Consider the following 18,471-nt stretch of genomic DNA (forward strand, 5'->3'; position numbering starts at 1 on the left):
ACTTAGGTCAATGACGCTAGAAGCTGCCAGAACATTCGTGCCGCGTTTTTCTGCTATCGGCAATAGTGCGCGGCAATGCATATCAAAAGCGCTGCTGCACAGCAATAAAAATGGCCAGACAGCGCATGCCATCCAGCCATAGGATTCAGAGCAGCAACTATCCAGTTGCGCAACGCTGAGGCTCTACTTGCGGTTGTGGGGAGGCTCAAACGCAGCGGGCGGAAAAATTCTGGATTCCCGCAACGCTGCACAAGCCTGCTCCCACAGCTGCGCCGGCTGCCACCACGTAGCTTGGTGACTGCGCCAGTACTTGGGAACGCTGCGCGCGTACTCAGTGTGCTTGAACGCAGCCAGCGTGGCTTTCACGCCGTCTTGACGGCACATTGCCTGGAACGCTTTCTCGATGAGTGGAGGCAACTCGGAGCCAGCAGCAGATAGATCAGCGAAGCTAAAGCGCTCAAAGCGGTTGGTTTGCTGCGGCAGCTTCCACAAGGGAAGCCCCAGCATCTTCTTGCCACGCACTTCAACACGTGTGGTCTCGCAGCCGTTGATGGCTTTCTTGAGCTGTCTGATCCGGTTGGCTGTCAGCGGATCAGCGTTTGTGCCTGTGCTGCCTGTTCTTGCGATCTCCATGACCGCTGCATGTACGCGCTCAAGGTGCTTGTCATAGACAGTGGTTTGATAGTTGCTCTCGACGCTGCCAAAGTTGTAGCCTTCGATGATGCCCTTGGCGTTAACACGCTTACCGAACACCGTCATAAGTTGGCCGTTTTTGTACTGCACCAATACTTTGTCTAGGGCCAGGTACAGAATGTCGACAGCAACATGAAACACTTGGAGCAGCGGCTCACGCATCAAGCGGTTGTACTCACGGTGACCGATGATGCGACGCATGACCGCGTGAAGCTTTTCAACATCACCAGACTGCATTTTTGCGGGGTTGCATTCAATCCGTAGGCCGCATTTTTGGCGTACAGGGTCAACTGCCACGAGCTGAATTAGGGCATTACTTTCTCCATCAAACAGAACGTGGACATTGATGCAGTACTTAGGGCCTGCTAGAAAGGCCCATGCACAATTTCCAGCTTTGATCTCTGCTTTTACGTTGCTGAGGACGCTTTGATAGTCAGGGTGCTCGCGGTCATTGCTGCAGCGCCACTTCAGCTTCCATGCCAGACGATCCACGACAGGCATCAGGGGTTTGGGACGTAGTTTCATACCATTGCTTTTTGAACTTGGTGGACGAACTCGATGGCTGTCACGCACATCGATTGCATCTGGTGCATGGAGCTGTGGCCTGATCTCCGCCAGTTCGAGCGCTATGTCGCAGGCGTGCCCGCCGTAGCGGTTTGCGGGCGTGATGAGGCACAGAGCACCATGCTGTCGATGCTCAAGTTATTTACAGTTTTTGTTTGCGCTGAGTGCAGATGAGCACTGAACAGCGTTGGTGCACCGGATACAGCTTGCCTAGCCCGGTGGGGCTTGCGCCGTTTTGCCGAGCTGCTGTGATGGTGGTGGTGGGTAGCTCTATGCCGGTAGTAGTACAGCTATAGATCAGTACTCGTGCATATCTACATAGCTACAGCTATTGATTGCATACTTATTAGAGCTACCAGAAACATGGCTAGTCGAATGTGTTGGAACACTGATTGCACACAGAGCCCCAACACCAAGCTACTAACGATTTTTCTTCTTGGGTTTGGCGTCGTTGCGCGTGTTGCGCTCGTTGCGGCTGGCTCGTGCAACGGGTTTGACGCAATCCAAGTCGTCCAGATCATCACCGTCGTCATAGTCCTCGGACTCGGCAGTTTGATCATCGCCCGCAGAACCGGCGTCATCAGTGCCTTCGCTCTCAATGGGGTCCAGGCCGCATGCTTCAAGCCATTCGTCCAACATTCGAGCATCCCAACCCTTCGGCACGGAAGTAGAGACAAAGCTAAGCTTGCGGCTTACATTCGACTTATTGAGATTGACGATCTCGCCAATCTTCTCCAGGCTCCAATCGTCGGCTTTGAGAATTGCCATCAGCCGTGTTCTCAGGTCATCAGCAACGTAGGGGGTGATTTCAGATTCAAGACCATCATGACCCATCCGTATACAGCAGAGCACCTTGCCACTGGCTGGACTCAATGAACTCGCCAGTTGAGGACACGAGATTTCAAAGGCCTGCTCGTAGCCAGGGTTGGGATCACGTGGCGTGACCACGAAAATTTCGTTTGCGACAGATGAGTATTTATCACTGTCAACAACTCCTGGACAGAACATGATGACGCGAGTGTCATGCTCTTCGGCCATCCGATTCAGTTGCAGAAGGCCTCGAAAATCAGGCTCAGTACCTGAAGGCTGCGTCAGAAAAACATAGCCGCCAGACTTCAACGCCTTCAAATTGAGCAAGATGAAAACGGCTGCGGGACTGGTCCAATCCAAGACCGAAGAAGTCGCACGCTTCAAGAATTCGCACTTCTTGAGCTCCGATGCGATGAGGCCCAGTTTGGCACGAGTAGCGCTTAATTGTTCGAGTTGCCGTGCAGGCCCGCTATCCATGAAAAAAATGTTGTCGCGTTCAGGCGTAGGAACAGGCAAACACGACGATGCGTGAACCAGTGCCTTGACCATCGTTGCTTGACACAGAAGGGCTTGTCCGTCATTGATCGGCCCGACCATCAGTGTCACGCCAGATTTGAGGTCACAGTGCCCTGCTACAACCTGTGCCAAGGCACTCAGAATTTTTTCCTTTTTAAAGGGGAGGGTTTTGAGCTTCATGCCACACCGCCTTCTTGCTGACTGTCGCGTTTTGCGATGCAAGATTGAATGTAAGCGTCGATCTCGCTTGCTGGCCAGCCTTTCATACGCGGGCCAATCGGAACCCCCGGCGGAATTTTTCCAGCCTTAATGAAGGCATAGAAAGAACTGTTAGACATGCCCAGCAAACGCAGTACTTCACGCTTACGGAGCAGGGTTTCGCGCTTTTGTGCAAGCGCTTCTTGAATCAACTTCTGCATGGCTTTTTCCATCAATGCTATGAGCTTGCGATGGAGGCCAGGCGTCCCTGCTTGCATCCATCTGTATCGCGATGGATTAATTAGAAATTTAATGAAATAAAAAAAATACCGCAATTGCTGAAAAATAATCGCAATTGCGGTTGATTTTTTATTTTTTCAAGAAGTTGATTACTATATTTTTAGTTCATTATGTTATTCATCTTTTTAAACCACAATGCTAATGTTGAAGCACCTATAGGTATACTCGCATCCTTTTTTTTCACCCAATCTATAACAGCTTGAGGGCTGCGCTCTCCTTTTGAATTTCTATACTCTCCAACAGAATTTTCAAGTATCACGTCGAGAACATAAAGAACATTTTTCTCAAACTTTGCATTAGGTTCAAGAACAGGAGGGGCGGTGTCTAATTTCAATCCATTTCGCATCTCATGCATATCGACCCAATTTAATTTTTCAGCATATATGCAATACTCTGAGAGTTCAATATAATTTTCATTCGCCTTTTCTCCTGATTTCAAGTGATCTTCTACAACTCCTATTTCATACCCCATAAGAGTTGTCAGAATATCCATTCTATCTTTATATATTTGATAGCGATCAGGGGCGTGCTGTTTTAGAACACTCCTCACACTTGGGTGTGGCTCAATGTTCATCCCAAGCAAAGTAGCTTGCCATGGCCGAGCCAGTTTTCGTTGATACCAATGATCCCAGCGAGGCATTTTTAATGCATCTAATCCTGGTGGCGAGCTTTTTCGCTCTTCAAAAATAAAATCCTCAGAATCACGTTCAAGCGACAGCTGAAATCCATCAGGCGTATGCTTTAAAATATATATTTTTTCTTTGTTAGGCATTTTTATTCCATTAAATTTCCAGCTCAACGTTTGCAGCCAATATTTTTGCTTTGCGTACTATTTCACGCACACTCTCACCTTTACACCATGCATCAATCATGTCGGCCCATGCCTGTAGCATTACACGTCGCTGCTCCCCATATTCAGCTTTGTTGTAGATTCCGCGAATGCTCCCCTCCTCATGAGCTAGACATTTTTCAATCCAATCTCTATTGAAACCAGCTTCATTAAGTAGTGATGATGCTGTTCTTCTTAAATCATGAACTGTAAAATTTTCAAATTCTTCCCCTTGGGAATTTATTGATTTAACTGCTACTTCGATAACACGATTAAGTGTTGCATTGCTTATCGGCGTATTCATATCATAACGACCTGGATGAAGGTGGTTAGATGTTGAAAAGCAGGTTTTGAATGTAATAAGAATATCTTGTGCTTGATTGCTTAAATAAACTACATGCGCTTTTCCGGTCTTCATGCGCTCTTTGGGAATTGTCCAGGTCGCATTATCAAAATCAACCTCATCCCATGTGGAATTTATGAATTCGCCCTTGCGAACCATTGTCAACATGACGAAGCGTAAAGCTAGGCGGAGTGTTGCGGCAGTGGCTGTTGTATCTAAAGCTTCAAGAAATTTTCGTATTTCTCTTGGGCTTAGCGCACGATCTCTCGCTTTGAATGTCGCTATATCGCTGGGGCGAATGGCTTCCGCGGGGTTTGGCGCCGAAAATGACTTATCTTTTGCCGCCGCAAAGCGGTACACCAGCAAGACTATCTCGCGCACTTGAACAGCTGGTGCAGAAGCACCTTTTTCGCGAATGCTTTCGCAGTGTTTCATTAACTGCGCTGGCTTGATTTCGTCAAGCTTCAGCTTGCCAAAAGGGCCCTCCAGATAGCGTTTATAGACAGAGCGCCGCATGGCGATGGTCGAATCGGCCAAACGTGCACTGTTGTTGGGGTCCGCTTTGTCGGCGAAATAGCGCTCAGCCCAGCTTGAGAAAGTCAGCGCGTCTGCTGCTTCTTGTCGCTTTTCAACTTTGCTTCTGGATGGTGATTCACCCGCTTCGACGCTGCGTCTAGCTGTTGCAAGTAGCGCACGTGCTTCTGCCAGGGAAACGGATAGACCGAACTCAAGCTCGCTTGACTCACGGGAGGACTTTGATCCGAGAGACTCGTCATAGCGGCCAATGGTCAGCGTTTCACGTCTGCCATTGAGACGGTAGTCGTATCGGAACGACTTGGTTCCAGCAGGGGAGACCGAGACGTACATGCCGTCTCGGTCAGCAATTTTAAATGCCTTGTCTTTAGGGCGCAGTTTGCGCAGTTCTGTGTCTGTGAGCATGGCTGCCTTTCTTTAAAAACTTTACCGTCACAACACGTGTCGGTAAAGAAAAGCAGCGCCTCAGGAAATCACGGATTTACCGTCAAATTTGCCGTAAAACTATGTGGTTTTCGTTGCACCGTATAGGATTGCGAAAAACACTTAACTCTTTGAAATTCAAATAGTTATGCGAAATCCAAGACGCTGCTGGACGTCTTGGAATCACTGTAAATTATTCCCACTCGATGGTTGCTGGTGGCTTGGTGCTCACGTCATAGGTGACGCGGTTGATGCCGCGCACTTCGTTGATGATGCGGCCGGAGACCTTCTTGAGCAGGCCGTAGGGCAGCTCGGCCCAGTCGGCAGTCATGAAGTCGCTGGTGACCACGGCGCGCAGGGCCACGACGTAGTCGTAGGTGCGGCCGTCGCCCATTACGCCCACGCTCTTGACGGGCAGGAAGACGGTGAAGGCCTGGCTGGTCAGGTCGTACCAGCTCTTGCCGGTCTTTTCGTCGATCCAGTTGTTCAGCTCTTCGATGAAGATGGCATCTGCGCGGCGCAGCAGGTCGGCATATTCCTTCTTCACTTCGCCCAGAATGCGTACGCCCAGGCCGGGGCCGGGGAAGGGGTGGCGGTAGACCATGCCGCGGGGCAGGCCCAGGGCCACGCCCAGTTCGCGCACTTCGTCCTTGAACAGATCGCGCAGGGGCTCCAGCAGCTTCAGGCCCAGTTGCTCGGGCAGGCCGCCGACGTTGTGGTGGCTCTTGATGGTGACGGCCTTCTTGCTCTTGGCACCGCCCGACTCGATCACGTCGGGGTAGATGGTGCCCTGGGCCAGGAAGGTGGCGCCCTTGGAGCCGGCGTTGGCAGCCTTGAGCTTTTCGGCCTCTGCCTTGAATACGTCCACGAACAGGCGGCCGATGATCTTGCGCTTTTGCTCGGGCTCGGACACGCCGGCCAGCTCGCCCAGGAACAAGTCGGAGGCATCGACGCGCACGACCTTGGCGTGCAGCTTGCCTTCGAACATGTCCATGACCATATCGCCTTCGTTCAGGCGCAGCAGACCGTGATCGACGAACACGCAGGTCAGCTGGTCGCCGATGGCGCGGTGGATCAGGGCGGCAGCCACGGACGAATCCACGCCGCCGGACAGGCCCAGGATCACTTCTTCATCGCCCACCTGCTCGCGGATCTTGGCCACGGCTTCTTCGATGTAGTCGCCCATGATCCAGTCTGCCTGCGTGCCGCAGATGTCGAGCACAAAGCGGTTGAGCAGTGCCTGGCCTTGCACGGTGTGCGTGACTTCGGGGTGGAACTGCACGGCGTAGTAGCGACGTGCTTCGTCGGCCATGCCGGCGATGGGGCAGGAGGGCGTGGAGGCCATGACCTTGAAGCCCGGGGGCAGCTCGGTGACCTTGTCGCCGTGGCTCATCCAGACCTTGAGCATGCCGTGGCCTTCGGCCGTGACGAAGTCTTCGATGCCTTCCAGCAGCTTGGTGTGGCCATGGGCGCGCACTTCGGCGTAACCGAATTCGCGGGTGTTGGAGCCTTCGACCTTGCCGCCCAGCTGGGTGGCCATGGTCTGCATGCCGTAGCAAATACCCAGCACGGGCAGGTTCAGCTCGAACACGGCGTCGGGAGCGCGGTCATCCACTTCGTAGACGGAGGCATGGCTGCCCGACAGGATGATGCCCTTGAGCTTGCCGTCGGCGGCAAACTCGCGCACCCAGTCGCTGCTCACATCGCAGGGGTGGACTTCGCAGTAGACATTGGCTTCGCGCACGCGGCGAGCAATCAGCTGTGTGACCTGGGAGCCGAAGTCCAGAATAAGAATCTTGTCGTGTTGCATGGTGATCAAGGGCAAGAGGGTGGCAAAAAGGGATTAGAAATCTTCGGGAGCCCAGACGGTGACGCCGCTTTTGCGGGCGGCTGCAATCTGGGCTGCATCGAATGTGGCCAGCGGCAGGCGCAGCGACTGCGCCAGCCACAGGTATGCGGCATCGTAGGTGGGCAGGCCGGTATCCAGCGCCACATCCAGCACGGCCTTGTGCTGTGCTGGAGCCAGGTCGTGCAGCTCCACGCGGTGACGAATGGCTTCCAGCACGCCCCACAGACCTTCGACCGAAGTCTGCGGGATACGGCCATTATTCACGCCTGATGCAATCAGGTTGCCGCATTCCCATTGCCAGAGGTTGGGGGCTTGCGGGTCGACTTCATCGCGGCGGATACGGGTGTAGAGGCGTCTGGTGTGCTCGCTGGCGTCGTCAGGCAGCAACCAGGCGGCGGTGACGGATGCATCGAGCACAAAAGCGGTGGCGCTCATGCCTGGCTCCGTCCGGTGTGGCGCAGGCCGGTGATGCTGTCTGCGGCGCTCGTTGCAGCTGCCGGCGCTTTCACCGTCTGCTGCAGGGCCGAGATCTGCTCCAGCTCGCGCGCAATCTGCTCATCGGTGATCACGGGTTTGCGGCGCATGGGCAGCATGCGCACGACTTCCTTGCCATGGCGCGTGATGCGTACTTCCTCGCCTTGCTCGACCATTTCGACCAGGGCGGAAAAGCGGCTTTTGGCTTCGTAGATACCGATAGATTGCATGGTGGAAAACAAAAAATCTGGCTAGAACCAGTAGTTCAGGCCAGATTTTAGCATTCTGACCAGATTTTTCAATCTGGTCAGATTTCAAGGGACTTGCTTAGTCAGCGCGGTAGTTGGGTGCTTCCTTGGTGATCTGCACGTCATGCACGTGAGATTCGCGGATGCCGGCTGCGGTGATTTCCACAAACTCGGCCTTCTGGTTCATCTCGGAGATCGTGGCGCAACCGCAGTAGCCCATGGAGGCGCGCACGCCGCCAGCCATCTGATAGACGATGGAGACCATGGAGCCCTTGTAGGGCACGCGCCCTTCAATGCCTTCGGGAACCAGCTTGTCGGCATTGGGGTTGCCGGTGGACGATTCCTGGAAGTAGCGGTCGGCCGAGCCTTGCTGCATGGCACCGATGGAGCCCATGCCGCGGTAGCTCTTGTAGGAGCGGCCCTGGTACAGAATCACTTCGCCAGGAGCTTCTTCGGTGCCGGCAAACATGCCGCCCATCATGATGGTGGACGCGCCAGCGGCCAGAGCCTTGGAGATATCGCCGGAGAAGCGGATGCCGCCGTCACCGATCAGGGGCACGCCGGTGCCCTTGAGGGCGTCGGCCACGTTGGAGATGGCCATGATCTGGGGCACGCCCACACCAGCCACGATACGGGTGGTGCAGATGGAGCCGGGGCCGATACCGACCTTGACCGCGTCGGCACCGGCTTCCACCAGAGCCAGGGCGGCAGCGCCGGTGGCAATATTGCCGCCAATGACGTCCACCTGGGGGTAGTTCTGCTTGACCCAGCGCACGCGGTCGATCACGCCCTTGGAGTGGCCGTGAGCCGTGTCCACCACGATCGCGTCCACGCCGGCCTTGACCAGCAGTTCCACGCGCTCTTCGGTGCCAGCGCCCACGCCGACAGCGGCAGCCACGCGAAGGCGGCCCGATGCGTCACGTGCGGCATTGGGGAAAGTGGTTTGCTTGGTGATGTCCTTGACGGTAATCAGGCCCTTGAGTTCAAAGGCGTCGTTGACCACCAGGATTCGTTCGAGCTTGTGCTTGTTCAGCAGTGCCTTGGCTTCTGCAGGGCTGGTGCCGTCTTTTTCATTGACGGTGATCAGCTTTTCGCGGGGCGTCATGATCTGGCTGACCTTGACGTCGTAGCGGGTCTCGAAGCGCAGATCGCGGCTGGTCACGATACCGACCACCTTGCCGCCGTCGCACACGGGGAAGCCCGAAATGCCGCGTTCTTCCGACAGCTGCAGCACTTGCAGCACGGTGTGTTCGGGGGTGATGACCACAGGGTCGTGCACCACACCGGATTCGTGGCGCTTGACCTTGGACACTTCAGCGGCTTGCTGCTCGGCTGTCATGTTCTTGTGGATCACGCCGATACCGCCTTCTTGCGCAATGGCGATGGCCAGACGCGCTTCTGTCACCGTGTCCATGGCGGCAGACACCAGGGGCAGGTTCAGGCGGATATTGCGAGTGAATTGGGTGGCGAGAGAAACGTCCTTGGGCAGGACTTCGGAGTAGGCGGGAACGAGCAGGACGTCGTCAAAGGTCAGTGCTTTTCCGAGAAGGCGCATGTGATGGCTCCAAAAGAAAGATTGTACCTGTGACTTGCCGCACAATGTGGGCTCGTGACCCAGAATCCCCAACGCCAGTCCAAGACTTATTGACTCCATGCACGCCATCAAGTTCGCTTTGTTTGCAGCCATCGCCTGCTGCACGGTTCCCGCAATTGCCCAGTGGCAATGGATTGATGGTCAGGGGCGCAAGGTGTTCAGCGACAGGGCTCCGCCAGCCGATATCCCCGCCAAGAATATTTTGCGCAACCCCGGCGGTGCCAGGCCCGCAGCACCTTCGGCAGTGCCCGAGGTCGGCGCGGCCAAGCCCGTGGCGGACGCCGGTGTGGACAAGGGGCTGGAAGAGCAAAAGCGCAAGATGCAGGAGCAGGAAGCCGCCAAGACCCAGGCCGACAAGCTGCAAAAGGAAAAGCAGCGCCAGGAAAACTGCAATCGTGCCAGGCAGGCCAAGGCAACCCTGGCGTCAGGTCGCTTGCTCTCCCATGTGAATGCCAAGGGCGAGCGTGGCTTCATGGATGAGGCAGCGCGCGATGCGGAGATCAAGCGCGCCGATGCCGTGATCGCTTCCGATTGCGGGCCCATGGCAGAGCCGGCGCAGTAGGCGCCGGAGTCTTCGCCGAGTTATTTGCCGGGATCTCGATAAAAAAGCGCCTTCTGAAGGCGCTTTTTTTTGAGTCCCGCTGGCCGCTGGCTAGTAGCCCGCCTTGGCACCGTCTCTCTGGCGTTTGAAAAGTCCTGCGCCGCGTGCGCCCTGGCGGGCAAAGCGTTCGCGTCGGGCAACCTTGGGGTCTACGGTCAGTGGTCGATAGACCTCCAGCCGATCGCCATGCTTGAGAGCCTGGCCCGGATTCGTGACTTTGCCCCAGATACCGACCATGCCGGCCAAGGGTTCGGGCAGTTGCAGGTCCGCCAAGGCTGTTGAGGCGGTCAGGGCGTCCAGAGCTTGCTGGACAGTGCTGCCTGCGGGAAGCTGCAGCAAGGTTTCCTGCACGGTGCCGGAGCAGGGCGAGATGCACACCGTGATGTCGATCACCTCGGGCAGAGCATCAGCCATAGATCTGCTCGGCGCGCTTGATGAAGGCGTCGACCATGGAGCCGGCGATGCGGTCGAAGACCGGGCCGATGATGGCGGCCACGGCGCCGTTCTCGAAGCCGTAGTCCAGTTGCAGCTCGACCTTGCAGGCGCGTTGCGTGCCGTCGCCTACGGGATGAAAGCGCCAGTGCCCTTCCAGACGCGAGAAAGGTCCCTTGACCAGACGCATGCTGACCTGCTTGCCGCCGTCATCCATGCTACTGTTCGTGTTGCGCGTCACGAAAGACTTGCGCAGTCCGCTGAACGCAATACCTACCTCGGCTGTCATACCTGTGTCGTCCTGCTCCAGAATCTTGGCATGATCGCACCAGGGCAGAAAGTCGGCATAGTGGGCCACGTCCGTCACGAGGGCAAACATTTCTTCGGGGCTGTACCAGATGAGGACGGACTTGTTGACGTTTTTCATGAACAAAGAGCAATCAGCAGGGCGCAAGAGCAGGGAATTGGCCTAGGTCAATATACCCAGAGGCGCGATGCGAAACTAAAATCATCGCTCAGAGGCGAGACGGCAATCCAGTATTGTAGGGAGAGCTTTCATCTCCGGTCCGCCTGCAACTAATATTCCATGGCCAAGAAACCAGAAACATCGTCGCGCATTGCCGACAATAAAAAAGCAGCTTTCAACTATTTCTTCGAGGAGCGCCACGAAGCCGGCATGGTGCTGCACGGCTGGGAGGTCAAGGCCCTGCGCAGCGGCAAGGTGCAGCTCACCGATGGCTATGTGCTGATCAAGGACGGCGAGCTGTTCCTGCTGGGCTGCCAGATCAACCCGCTCAAGACGGCTTCCACCCACGTCAATCCCGATTCGGCACGCATCAAGAAGCTGCTCTTGAAAAAGGACGAGATCAAGCGCCTGGTCGGCAAGGTCGAGCAAAAGGGCTATACCCTGGTGCCCATCAATCTGCACTGGAAGAACGGTTACGTGAAATGCGAGATCGCCCTGGCCAAGGGCAAGGCCGAGCATGACAAGCGCGATGTGATCAAGGACCGCGAAGGCAAGCGCGAGGTGGAGCGCGCCATGAAAAATCGCAACCGTTGACCTGTCGCGCCTGGATCGACTGCCCGGACTGACACAGTTCTGACATCAAGGCTCGCTATGTTGGGCCTTGATTTTTTGATTAACCGCAGCAAGGAGTTGGGTCATGGGCACTTGGTCGCACGGCAATTTCGATAACGACACCGCATTGGACTGGCTGGCCGATATCACGGGCCAGCTCATCGATGAAATTGCCGAGGCCCTGGACTCGCCCGAGGCTTTGCAGGCGGGCGAGACGGAGTCCGATCTGGTTCCCTGCCGCATCGAGCTGCTGTGCGCCATGGCCGATGGCGGCATGCATCCGCTGTGGCCGGATCTGCAGACGCTTGAGCAATGGAAAGCCACCTATCTGCAGGCCTGGGACCAGAGCATCGACGAGCTGGAGCCCGAGGAGGGCTACAAGCAGGACCGCCGCATCGCGATCATCGAGACCTTTGACCGCATGATCGCGCTGGCTGCAGCACAAGAGGAAGAGGGCTCGGACGAAGACTGGGGCGAAGAGTAAGCCCGTCAGTCACGCAGCACGCCTGCCCCCCGGGGCTTGCTGCGTCGCGGCTGCTTCAAGGGTTTTCGCCGTAGCGGGTTTTGAAATCGAACTCCAGGCGTTCGCAGTCCTGAGGGGTTTTGAACTCCTGGGTCTTGCGCTCGGCCTCGGGTTTGGCCGTCTGTTTCCAGCAGATCTTGATGGTTTCTGCTTCCGTCCAGCGTTGCTTGCTGAGCGGGTCGTCCATGAACTGGCCGATGAGCATGAGTGCGCCAAAGATGATCACGGGCAGGGCGATGAGCCAGACCACCAGGCGGTTTTTGGCAGGGGCAGCGGGCTTGGAGGTCTCGGGTTTGGGTGTGTCGCTCATAGTGGTTGCCGATTATCCGCAAGCCGATGATGAAGACATTAATGCAACGCATGAAAATTCATGATCGCTGTTATCGGCACAAGGCCGCGCGGGTATGTAGCCGCAAACCTATAATGTTCGGCTGATTTGCCTGTCTGCGCAGCTCCTGAAAAAGCAGCGCCGGGCCGTACTGATCGCAGGCGTCATGCAGGCGTCTTCATACCAAACACCATGAGTACACCCACTTTTTCCGTTGCGGACATCCGCAAGACGTTCCTGGATTTCTACGCTTCCAAGGGCCACACGGTTGTCGCGTCCAGCTCGCTGGTTCCCGGCAACGATCCGACGCTGATGTTCACCAACTCCGGCATGGTGCAGTTCAAGGACGTGTTCCTGGGCACGGACAAGCGCCCCTACAACCGCGCAACTTCGGTGCAGGCCTGCCTGCGCGCCGGCGGCAAGCACAACGACCTGGAAAACGTGGGCTACACCGCGCGCCACCACACGTTCTTCGAGATGCTGGGCAACTGGTCCTTCGGCGACTACTTCAAGAAGGAGTCCATCGAGTGGGGCTGGGAGCTGCTGACCAAGGTTTTCGGCCTGCCCGCCGAGAAGCTGCTGGCCACGGTCTATCACGAAGACGACGAAGCCTATGACATCTGGAAGAACGTCATCGGCCTGCCTGCCGAGCGCATCATCCGCATCGGCGACAACAAGGGCGGCAAGTACAAGAGCGACAACTTCTGGATGATGGCCGACACAGGCCCTTGCGGCCCCTGCTCGGAAATCTTCTATGACCACGGCGAGCATATTGCCGGCGGCCCTCCCGGCAGCCCGGAAGAAGACGGCGATCGCTTCATCGAGATCTGGAACCACGTGTTCATGCAGTTCGACATGAAGGAAGACGGCTCCGTGGTGAAGCTGCCCGCACCTTGCGTGGACACCGGCATGGGCCTGGAGCGTCTGGCGGCCATCCTGCAGCATGTGCACAGCAACTACGAGATCGACCTGTTCCAGGCATTGATCAAGGCTGCCGGCCGTGAAACCCAGACCGAAGATCTGAGCACTCCTTCGCTGAAGGTGATTGCCGACCATATCCGCGCGACCTCCTTCCTGGTGTCCGACGGCGTGATTCCTTCCAACGAAGGTCGTGGCTATGTGCAGCGCCGCATCATCCGCCGCGCCATCCGTCATGGCTACAAGCTGGGCCAGAAGACTCCCTTCTTCCACAAGCTGGTGGCCGACCTGGTGGTGCAGATGGGTGATGCCTATCCCAAGCTCAAGGAGCAGGAAGCGCATATCACCAGCGTGCTCAAGGCCGAGGAAGAGCGTTTCTTCGAGACGCTGGCCAACGGCATGGAAATCCTGGACAGCGCACTGGCTGGCGACGTCAAGGTGCTGCCCGGCGATGTGGCCTTCAAGCTGCATGACACCTACGGCTTCCCGCTGGACCTGTCCAACGACGTGGCGCGCGAGCGTGGCTTGACGGTGGACGAGGCCGGCTTCAACGCCGCCATGCAGCACCAGAAGGAAACTGCCCGCGCAGCCGGCAAGTTCAAGATGGATCGCGCGCTGGAATACACGGGGGACGCCAATGTGTTCACCGGCTACGACAAGCTGGCAGAGGCTGCCAAGATCGTCGCGCTGTACGCCGATGGCGTGAGCGTGAACGAGCTGCAGGCCGGCCAGAACGGTGTCGTGGTGCTGGACAAGACCCCCTTCTACGCCGAGTCCGGCGGCCAGGTCGGCGACCAGGGCGTGATCGTTGCAGGCGGCAACCGCTTTGCCGTGGAAGACACGCTCAAGATCAAGGCCGATGTATTCGGTCACCACGGCGTGCTGGAAGCCGGCAGCCTGAAGGTGGGCGATGCCGTTGAGGCACAGGTGGATACCGCCGTGCGCGCTGCGACCATGCGCAACCACTCGGTCACACACATCATGCACAAGGCCTTGCGCGAAGTGCTGGGCGGCCATGTGCAGCAAAAGGGCTCGCTGGTCAATGCCGAGCGTACCCGCTTCGACTTTGCGCACAATGCCCCGGTGACTGCCGAGCAGATCCGCGAGATCGAAGCCCGCGTCAATGCCGAGGTTCTGGCCAACACCGCCACCGATGCGCGCGTGATGGATATCGAGTCGGCCCAGAAGACCGGCGCGATGATGCTGTTCGGCGAGAAGTACGGCGAAACCGTGCGCGTGCTGGACATCGGCTCCAGCCGCGAGCTGTGCGGCGGCACTCACGTCAGCCGTACCGGCGACATCGGCCTGTTCAAGGTGGTGGGCGAATCCGGCGTGGCCGCTGGCGTGCGCCGTATCGAAGGCATTACCGGCGAGAATGCGCTGGCCTATCTGCAGTCGCTGGAGTCCACCGTGGACCAGGCGGCGGCCGCTTTCAAGGCCCCTGCCGCCGAGCTGACCAACCGCATCGGCGGTGCGCTGGATCAGATCAAGGCACTGGAAAAGGAAATCGCTGCGCTCAAGGGCAAGCTGGCTTCCAGCCAGGGCGACGAGCTGGTCACGCAGGCTGCCGACGTCAATGGCGTGAAGGTGCTGGCCGCCAAGCTCGAAGGAGCGGATGCCAAGACCTTGCGCGACACCATGGACAAGCTCAAGGACAAGCTGGGTGCGGCCGTGATCGTGCTGGCTGCCGTGGACGGCGACAAGGTGCAACTGGCAGCAGGCGTGACCAAGGCTGAAACCGCCAAGGTCAAGGCCGGCGAGCTGGTGAACTTTGTGGCCCAGCAAGTGGGCGGCAAGGGCGGTGGCAAGCCCGATATGGCCATGGCCGGCGGCACCGATGCCGCAGCCGTGCCCGCAGCACTGGCCAGCGTGCAGGCCTGGGTGGCCGAGCGCCTCTGAGCCTAGCGCCTCTGGGCCGAGCGCCTGTAAGGCGAGCACCAAAAGGCAGTCCAGGCTGCCTTGCCCCAAAACAAAACGCTCCTCGATGAGGAGCGTTTTTTATTGTTGGAGCGAATCCTTGGAAACTGGCATAACCCAAGTCGGAGACACCGAGGAAGGGCCGCCCCGCAGCGATGCTGTCGTCCCCCTCTGCGTAGCAGCGAGGGGGAAGCGGCGGGGCCGCCTAGGCAAAGCCGCTCAGGGGGTGTTATTTTTTCCTGAACACCAGATCCCAGACGCCATGGCCGAGGCGGATGCCGCGGTTTTCGAATTTGGTCAGCGGGCGGTAGTCGGGCTTTTCAGCGTAGTTCTCGGCCGTGTTCTGCAGCATGGGTTCTGCGTTCAGCACTTCCAGGATCTGCACCGCATAGGGTTCCCAGTCGGTGGCGCAATGGATATAGCCGCCGGGCTTGATGCGAGCGGCCAGCTTGGCGATCAGCGGGCTCTGGATCAGGCGACGCTTGTTGTGCTTTTTCTTGTGCCAGGGGTCGGGGAAGAAGATGTGCACGCCGTCGATCGAGGCTTCGGGCAGCATGTTGTCGATGACTTCCACGGCATCGTGCTGGAGGATGCGGATGTTCTCGATCTCCTGCTCGCCAATGCGCTTGAGCAGCGCGCCCACGCCGGGCTCGTGCACTTCGCAGCACAGGAAATTGTCGTCGGGGCGCACGCGGGCGATATGGGCGGTGGCTTCACCCATGCCGAAGCCGATCTCCAGAATCAGCTTGCCGTCGCGGCCGTAGGCGGCTGCGGCGTCCAGAGGAGCCTTCTGGTATTGCAGCAGGAAGCGCGGACCCAGTTCCTCAAAAGCCTTGGCCTGGCCCGTGGTGGTGCGGCCTGCGCGGCGCACATAGCTTTTGATGGTCTTGGGATAGGCCACGCCTTCGGGCGCCTGGCCTTGGGATGCTGCGGATGCGTCAGCGGCTGGCACGTTTTCGGCCATATCGGTGGTAGGTGTTGGATTTGAAGAAGTCACGGGGCGATATTGTAGGTTTGGCGCCAGCACCGGACCCAGAAGTCCAGCGCCAAAGGCAAGGCGCTTGCGGGGCTTTCACTGCTGCAGGATGCGGCTGCGGGCGCTTGTGGCAGGCCGAGTTGCTGCGCCGCGGCAGACAGCACGGTCAGCGGCTGGCTGACATCCACGGCGGGTGCGCCATGCTGTTTGGAGAGCTTTTCTCCGTTTTCCATGCAGACCAGCGGCGTGTGCAGATAGCGCGGCTGGGTCAGATCCAGGGCGCGCTGCAGCAGCAGCTGGCGGGGGGTGTTGTCGGCCAGGTCTTCACCGCGCACCACATCGGTGATGCCTTGCTCGGCGTCGTCAACGATAACGGCCAGCTGGTAGGCCCAGAGCCCGTCCGCGCGGCGCAGCACAAAGTCGCCCACACTGGCGAGCAGATCTTGCTGCTGCGCGCCCAGACGCCGGTCCTGCCAGTGCAGCACGGGTCGGCTGCTTTCCAGGCAGTGTTGCCTGAGTGCCATGCTTTGCGTAGCTGTCTGCGATTGAAGGGGCAGCACTTCGGGCTGGCTTTCCTGTAAATCATGTACCTGCTGCTCCAGTGCAAAGCGCCAGGCTCTGGCGGGCTTGCCTTGCAGGCCATGACGGCAGGTTCCGGGGTAGGGCCGCTCCACATGCCGTTCGTGAGTCAGTCCCTGTGCCTGCCAGGCGGCTTCGATGTCCTTGCGCGTGCAACCGCAGGGGTAGGCCATTTTTTGCGCCTGTAGCTGTTGCAGCGCTTTTTCATAGAGTGCATGACGCTGCGACTGCCAGACCACGGGGGCATCGGAGTGCAGGCCGCAGGCAGCCAGCTGGCGCAGGATTTCCAGGTCGGCGCCCGCCTGGCAGCGTGGCGGATCGATGTCTTCGATGCGAATCAGCCAGCGTCCGTGGTGGGCGCGTGCATCCAGCCAACTGGCCAGCGCCGCGACCACAGAGCCGGCATGCAGCGCTCCGGTGGGGGAGGGCGCAAAGCGCCCGATATATGGCCCCGTGCTGGGAGCGCTGGAGGGGGGACGGGAGAGGGCCGCAGTCATGAGGGACGCCATCTTACGCCCCTTGACTGCGTGCAGCTGGCTCAGGCCAGGGCCAGGCCCATTTCCAGACCCGAGACAAAAGCGTCTTCCACCCGCATGCCTATGCACCAGTCCCCGCACAGGCCCAGGCCTGCCGAGGGGTCGTGGCTGAACGGTCTTCCCAGGGGCGCAAGTGTCTGGGCATGCTGCCAGAGGTAGACGCTGGCATGGCGCGGCGCAACGCGGATGCCCGTGATCTCGCCAAAGGCCTTTTGCAGCTTGGCAAGCACGCGCGTGGCGTCGTCGTGGCGGTGCTCGTTGGACCACAGCGGATTGGCATGAATCGTCCAGCGCTCGGTCTGGGCGCGGCCGGGTTTGGAGGACTCGCGGGCCACCCAGGCAACGCGCTCATGTGTGCTGCGTGCGGCATTCCACTGGGGGCCCAGTGTGGTCAGGCCGGCCTGCGCAGCCATGGGGTAGGACAGCGTCATGGCCCAGCAGGGGGCCATTTCCACGGGGGCCAGGGTTCTGGCCAGGGCCGCACCCTGCGGTGCTGTCTGCAGCAGTTGCGCGGCCACGGGCGCCGGCACGGCCAGCACCACGGCATCGAAGTCGGCTGCAATCTGCGGGCCGTGGTCTTCGGTATCGAGCATCAGGGACCATTGATGGCGGCTGTGGTGGCTGCCGCTGGCAATGTGGTGGCTCATGGCGCGCAGGGACTGGCCCAGGTGCAGACGCCCGGCATCCCATAGCGGCGCTGCCCAGGCCAGTGGCAGCGATTGCATATCGGGCATGCCGACCCAGTGGGTCTCGCGCACCGGCGTGTGCTTGTCCACTCTGCGGCCCTGGGCGTTGCGGGTCTGCACGCTGTTCAGGCTCCAGGCGCGCAGATTGCCGGGAGTGGTGTCCAGCACCTGCTGAAAGCGCGGGTCGCGTACGGTGAAGAACTGGGCGCCGATGTCAAAGCTGCCGTAGGGGCCGCTGACCGAGCGCATGCGTCCGCCGGCCTGGGTCAGGCGCTCATAGACATGAACGTCATGCCCGGCCTGCATCAGCGTGCGGGCGCAGGCCAGACCTGCAATGCCCGCGCCGATGACGGCAATGCGCTTGGCGCCGGTATGCGGGGAAGGGGAAGAAGCGGAGGCAGTTGCGGACGCGCGAGTGCGGGAAGCATTCATGAAAAAGCCTTTTCGACACCGTTTGAGTTCTAGCGTAGCAGCTATCCAAAGGATAGCAAGTGCTGCTTGTGCTGAATTGTTGCAGCGCAA

Annotated in this window: 19 protein-coding genes; 4 read left to right on the plus strand and 15 right to left on the minus strand. The window is 58.5% G+C overall.

The annotated features are described in order from the left end of the window. Window positions 1-183: 183 nt before the first annotated feature. From CTATCC11996_RS07845 to guaB, 9 genes are all read right to left on the minus strand, one after another. Window positions 184-1,218 (minus strand): hypothetical protein, encoded by a 1,035-nt coding sequence (locus CTATCC11996_RS07845; RefSeq protein ID WP_003074893.1) that lies wholly within the window; start codon window positions 1,216-1,218, stop codon window positions 184-186. Between the two features lie 459 nt (window positions 1,219-1,677). Then, the gene (locus tag CTATCC11996_RS07855; RefSeq protein ID WP_003074898.1) at window positions 1,678-2,763 is read right to left on the minus strand and encodes a hypothetical protein; all 1,086 of its coding nucleotides are present in this window, start codon (window positions 2,761-2,763) and stop codon (window positions 1,678-1,680) included. Next, window positions 2,760-3,002, minus strand: coding sequence for a helix-turn-helix transcriptional regulator (locus tag CTATCC11996_RS07860; protein ID WP_042438310.1), 243 nt, complete (start codon window positions 3,000-3,002; stop codon window positions 2,760-2,762). The genes CTATCC11996_RS07855 and CTATCC11996_RS07860 overlap by 4 nt, the downstream gene beginning before the upstream one ends. Window positions 3,003-3,181: 179 nt before the next feature. After that, a complete protein-coding gene (locus tag CTATCC11996_RS25475; protein WP_138983846.1) occupies window positions 3,182-3,853 on the minus strand; it encodes a hypothetical protein in 672 nt (223 codons plus the stop codon). Between the two features lie 10 nt (window positions 3,854-3,863). After that, a complete protein-coding gene (locus CTATCC11996_RS24865) occupies window positions 3,864-5,192 on the minus strand; it encodes a tyrosine-type recombinase/integrase (protein WP_003074902.1) in 1,329 nt (442 codons plus the stop codon). A gap of 211 nt (window positions 5,193-5,403) precedes the next feature. Next, on the minus strand, window positions 5,404-7,020 hold the full coding sequence (gene guaA / locus CTATCC11996_RS07865) for a glutamine-hydrolyzing GMP synthase (protein WP_003074904.1): 1,617 nt from the start codon (window positions 7,018-7,020) through the stop codon (window positions 5,404-5,406). Window positions 7,021-7,053: 33 nt separating this feature from the next. Continuing rightward, window positions 7,054-7,494, minus strand: coding sequence for a type II toxin-antitoxin system VapC family toxin (locus CTATCC11996_RS07870; protein ID WP_003064858.1), 441 nt, complete (start codon window positions 7,492-7,494; stop codon window positions 7,054-7,056). Beyond that, window positions 7,491-7,763, minus strand: coding sequence for a type II toxin-antitoxin system Phd/YefM family antitoxin (locus tag CTATCC11996_RS07875; RefSeq protein WP_034348441.1), 273 nt, complete (start codon window positions 7,761-7,763; stop codon window positions 7,491-7,493). The genes CTATCC11996_RS07870 and CTATCC11996_RS07875 overlap by 4 nt, the downstream gene beginning before the upstream one ends. Window positions 7,764-7,860: 97 nt before the next feature. Continuing rightward, entirely contained in the window at window positions 7,861-9,336 is a 1,476-nt protein-coding gene (gene guaB, locus CTATCC11996_RS07880) for an IMP dehydrogenase (RefSeq protein ID WP_003074909.1), read from the minus strand. A gap of 97 nt (window positions 9,337-9,433) precedes the next feature. On the opposite strand from guaB, the gene CTATCC11996_RS07885 reads away from it, so the two are divergent. Beyond that, window positions 9,434-9,937: a DUF4124 domain-containing protein gene (locus CTATCC11996_RS07885; protein WP_003074911.1), complete on the plus strand. Its 504-nt coding sequence runs from the start codon at window positions 9,434-9,436 to the stop codon at window positions 9,935-9,937. A 90-nt stretch (window positions 9,938-10,027) separates the two neighbouring features. Here the strand turns inward: CTATCC11996_RS07885 and CTATCC11996_RS07890 are convergent, their stop codons facing one another. Then, window positions 10,028-10,390 carry an RnfH family protein gene (locus tag CTATCC11996_RS07890; RefSeq protein ID WP_003074913.1) on the minus strand — a complete coding sequence of 121 codons (363 nt, stop codon included), beginning with the start codon at window positions 10,388-10,390 and terminating at the stop codon, window positions 10,028-10,030. Then, entirely contained in the window at window positions 10,383-10,835 is a 453-nt protein-coding gene (locus CTATCC11996_RS07895) for a type II toxin-antitoxin system RatA family toxin (protein ID WP_003064868.1), read from the minus strand. The genes CTATCC11996_RS07890 and CTATCC11996_RS07895 overlap by 8 nt, the downstream gene beginning before the upstream one ends. 159 nt (window positions 10,836-10,994) lie before the next feature. Between CTATCC11996_RS07895 and smpB the strand changes: the two genes are divergently transcribed. Together smpB and CTATCC11996_RS07905 are read left to right on the plus strand one after the other, a co-directional pair. Further along, window positions 10,995-11,468, plus strand: coding sequence for an SsrA-binding protein SmpB (gene smpB, locus CTATCC11996_RS07900; protein ID WP_003054725.1), 474 nt, complete (start codon window positions 10,995-10,997; stop codon window positions 11,466-11,468). Between the two features lie 103 nt (window positions 11,469-11,571). Further along, window positions 11,572-11,970, plus strand: coding sequence for a DUF4259 domain-containing protein (locus CTATCC11996_RS07905; protein ID WP_003074915.1), 399 nt, complete (start codon window positions 11,572-11,574; stop codon window positions 11,968-11,970). Between the two features lie 55 nt (window positions 11,971-12,025). Here the strand turns inward: CTATCC11996_RS07905 and CTATCC11996_RS07910 are convergent, their stop codons facing one another. Continuing rightward, window positions 12,026-12,319, minus strand: coding sequence for a hypothetical protein (locus tag CTATCC11996_RS07910; protein ID WP_003074918.1), 294 nt, complete (start codon window positions 12,317-12,319; stop codon window positions 12,026-12,028). A gap of 210 nt (window positions 12,320-12,529) precedes the next feature. On the opposite strand from CTATCC11996_RS07910, the gene alaS reads away from it, so the two are divergent. Beyond that, a complete protein-coding gene (gene alaS, locus CTATCC11996_RS07915; protein ID WP_003074920.1) occupies window positions 12,530-15,154 on the plus strand; it encodes an alanine--tRNA ligase in 2,625 nt (874 codons plus the stop codon). Between the two features lie 247 nt (window positions 15,155-15,401). On the opposite strand, the gene trmB is transcribed toward alaS, so the two are convergent. The 3 genes from trmB to CTATCC11996_RS07930 are packed head-to-tail and all read right to left on the minus strand — an operon-like array spanning window position 15,402 to window position 18,381. Beyond that, a complete protein-coding gene (gene trmB, locus CTATCC11996_RS07920; RefSeq protein WP_003074922.1) occupies window positions 15,402-16,136 on the minus strand; it encodes a tRNA (guanosine(46)-N7)-methyltransferase TrmB in 735 nt (244 codons plus the stop codon). 29 nt (window positions 16,137-16,165) lie between these two features. Then, window positions 16,166-17,224: a tRNA glutamyl-Q(34) synthetase GluQRS gene (gene gluQRS / locus CTATCC11996_RS07925; RefSeq protein ID WP_003074925.1), complete on the minus strand. Its 1,059-nt coding sequence runs from the start codon at window positions 17,222-17,224 to the stop codon at window positions 16,166-16,168. 41 nt (window positions 17,225-17,265) lie between these two features. Next, window positions 17,266-18,381 carry an NAD(P)/FAD-dependent oxidoreductase gene (locus CTATCC11996_RS07930; RefSeq protein WP_003074927.1) on the minus strand — a complete coding sequence of 372 codons (1,116 nt, stop codon included), beginning with the start codon at window positions 18,379-18,381 and terminating at the stop codon, window positions 17,266-17,268. Window positions 18,382-18,471 lie beyond the last annotated feature (90 nt).

Origin of the sequence: Comamonas testosteroni ATCC 11996 (assembly GCF_000241525.1) — a bacterium.
GTDB classification, from domain to species: domain Bacteria; phylum Pseudomonadota; class Gammaproteobacteria; order Burkholderiales; family Burkholderiaceae_C; genus Comamonas; species Comamonas testosteroni.

What these genes read in the sequence shown, in the direction of transcription:
- CTATCC11996_RS07845 (WP_003074893.1), bottom strand. Translation starts at nt 1,218, where the DNA reads ATGAAACTACGTCCCAAACCCCTGATGCCTGTCGTGGATCGTCTGGCA.
- CTATCC11996_RS07855 (WP_003074898.1), bottom strand. Translation starts at nt 2,763, where the DNA reads ATGAAGCTCAAAACCCTCCCCTTTAAAAAGGAAAAAATTCTGAGTGCC.
- CTATCC11996_RS07860 (WP_042438310.1), bottom strand. Translation starts at nt 3,002, where the DNA reads ATGCAGAAGTTGATTCAAGAAGCGCTTGCACAAAAGCGCGAAACCCTG.
- CTATCC11996_RS25475 (WP_138983846.1), bottom strand. Translation starts at nt 3,853, where the DNA reads ATGCCTAACAAAGAAAAAATATATATTTTAAAGCATACGCCTGATGGA.
- CTATCC11996_RS24865 (WP_003074902.1), bottom strand. Translation starts at nt 5,192, where the DNA reads ATGCTCACAGACACAGAACTGCGCAAACTGCGCCCTAAAGACAAGGCA.
- guaA (WP_003074904.1), bottom strand. Translation starts at nt 7,020, where the DNA reads ATGCAACACGACAAGATTCTTATTCTGGACTTCGGCTCCCAGGTCACA.
- CTATCC11996_RS07870 (WP_003064858.1), bottom strand. Translation starts at nt 7,494, where the DNA reads ATGAGCGCCACCGCTTTTGTGCTCGATGCATCCGTCACCGCCGCCTGG.
- CTATCC11996_RS07875 (WP_034348441.1), bottom strand. Translation starts at nt 7,763, where the DNA reads ATGCAATCTATCGGTATCTACGAAGCCAAAAGCCGCTTTTCCGCCCTG.
- guaB (WP_003074909.1), bottom strand. Translation starts at nt 9,336, where the DNA reads ATGCGCCTTCTCGGAAAAGCACTGACCTTTGACGACGTCCTGCTCGTT.
- CTATCC11996_RS07885 (WP_003074911.1), top strand. Translation starts at nt 9,434, where the DNA reads ATGCACGCCATCAAGTTCGCTTTGTTTGCAGCCATCGCCTGCTGCACG.
- CTATCC11996_RS07890 (WP_003074913.1), bottom strand. Translation starts at nt 10,390, where the DNA reads ATGGCTGATGCTCTGCCCGAGGTGATCGACATCACGGTGTGCATCTCG.
- CTATCC11996_RS07895 (WP_003064868.1), bottom strand. Translation starts at nt 10,835, where the DNA reads ATGAAAAACGTCAACAAGTCCGTCCTCATCTGGTACAGCCCCGAAGAA.
- smpB (WP_003054725.1), top strand. Translation starts at nt 10,995, where the DNA reads ATGGCCAAGAAACCAGAAACATCGTCGCGCATTGCCGACAATAAAAAA.
- CTATCC11996_RS07905 (WP_003074915.1), top strand. Translation starts at nt 11,572, where the DNA reads ATGGGCACTTGGTCGCACGGCAATTTCGATAACGACACCGCATTGGAC.
- CTATCC11996_RS07910 (WP_003074918.1), bottom strand. Translation starts at nt 12,319, where the DNA reads ATGAGCGACACACCCAAACCCGAGACCTCCAAGCCCGCTGCCCCTGCC.
- alaS (WP_003074920.1), top strand. Translation starts at nt 12,530, where the DNA reads ATGAGTACACCCACTTTTTCCGTTGCGGACATCCGCAAGACGTTCCTG.
- trmB (WP_003074922.1), bottom strand. Translation starts at nt 16,136, where the DNA reads ATGGCCGAAAACGTGCCAGCCGCTGACGCATCCGCAGCATCCCAAGGC.
- gluQRS (WP_003074925.1), bottom strand. Translation starts at nt 17,224, where the DNA reads ATGACTGCGGCCCTCTCCCGTCCCCCCTCCAGCGCTCCCAGCACGGGG.
- CTATCC11996_RS07930 (WP_003074927.1), bottom strand. Translation starts at nt 18,381, where the DNA reads ATGAATGCTTCCCGCACTCGCGCGTCCGCAACTGCCTCCGCTTCTTCC.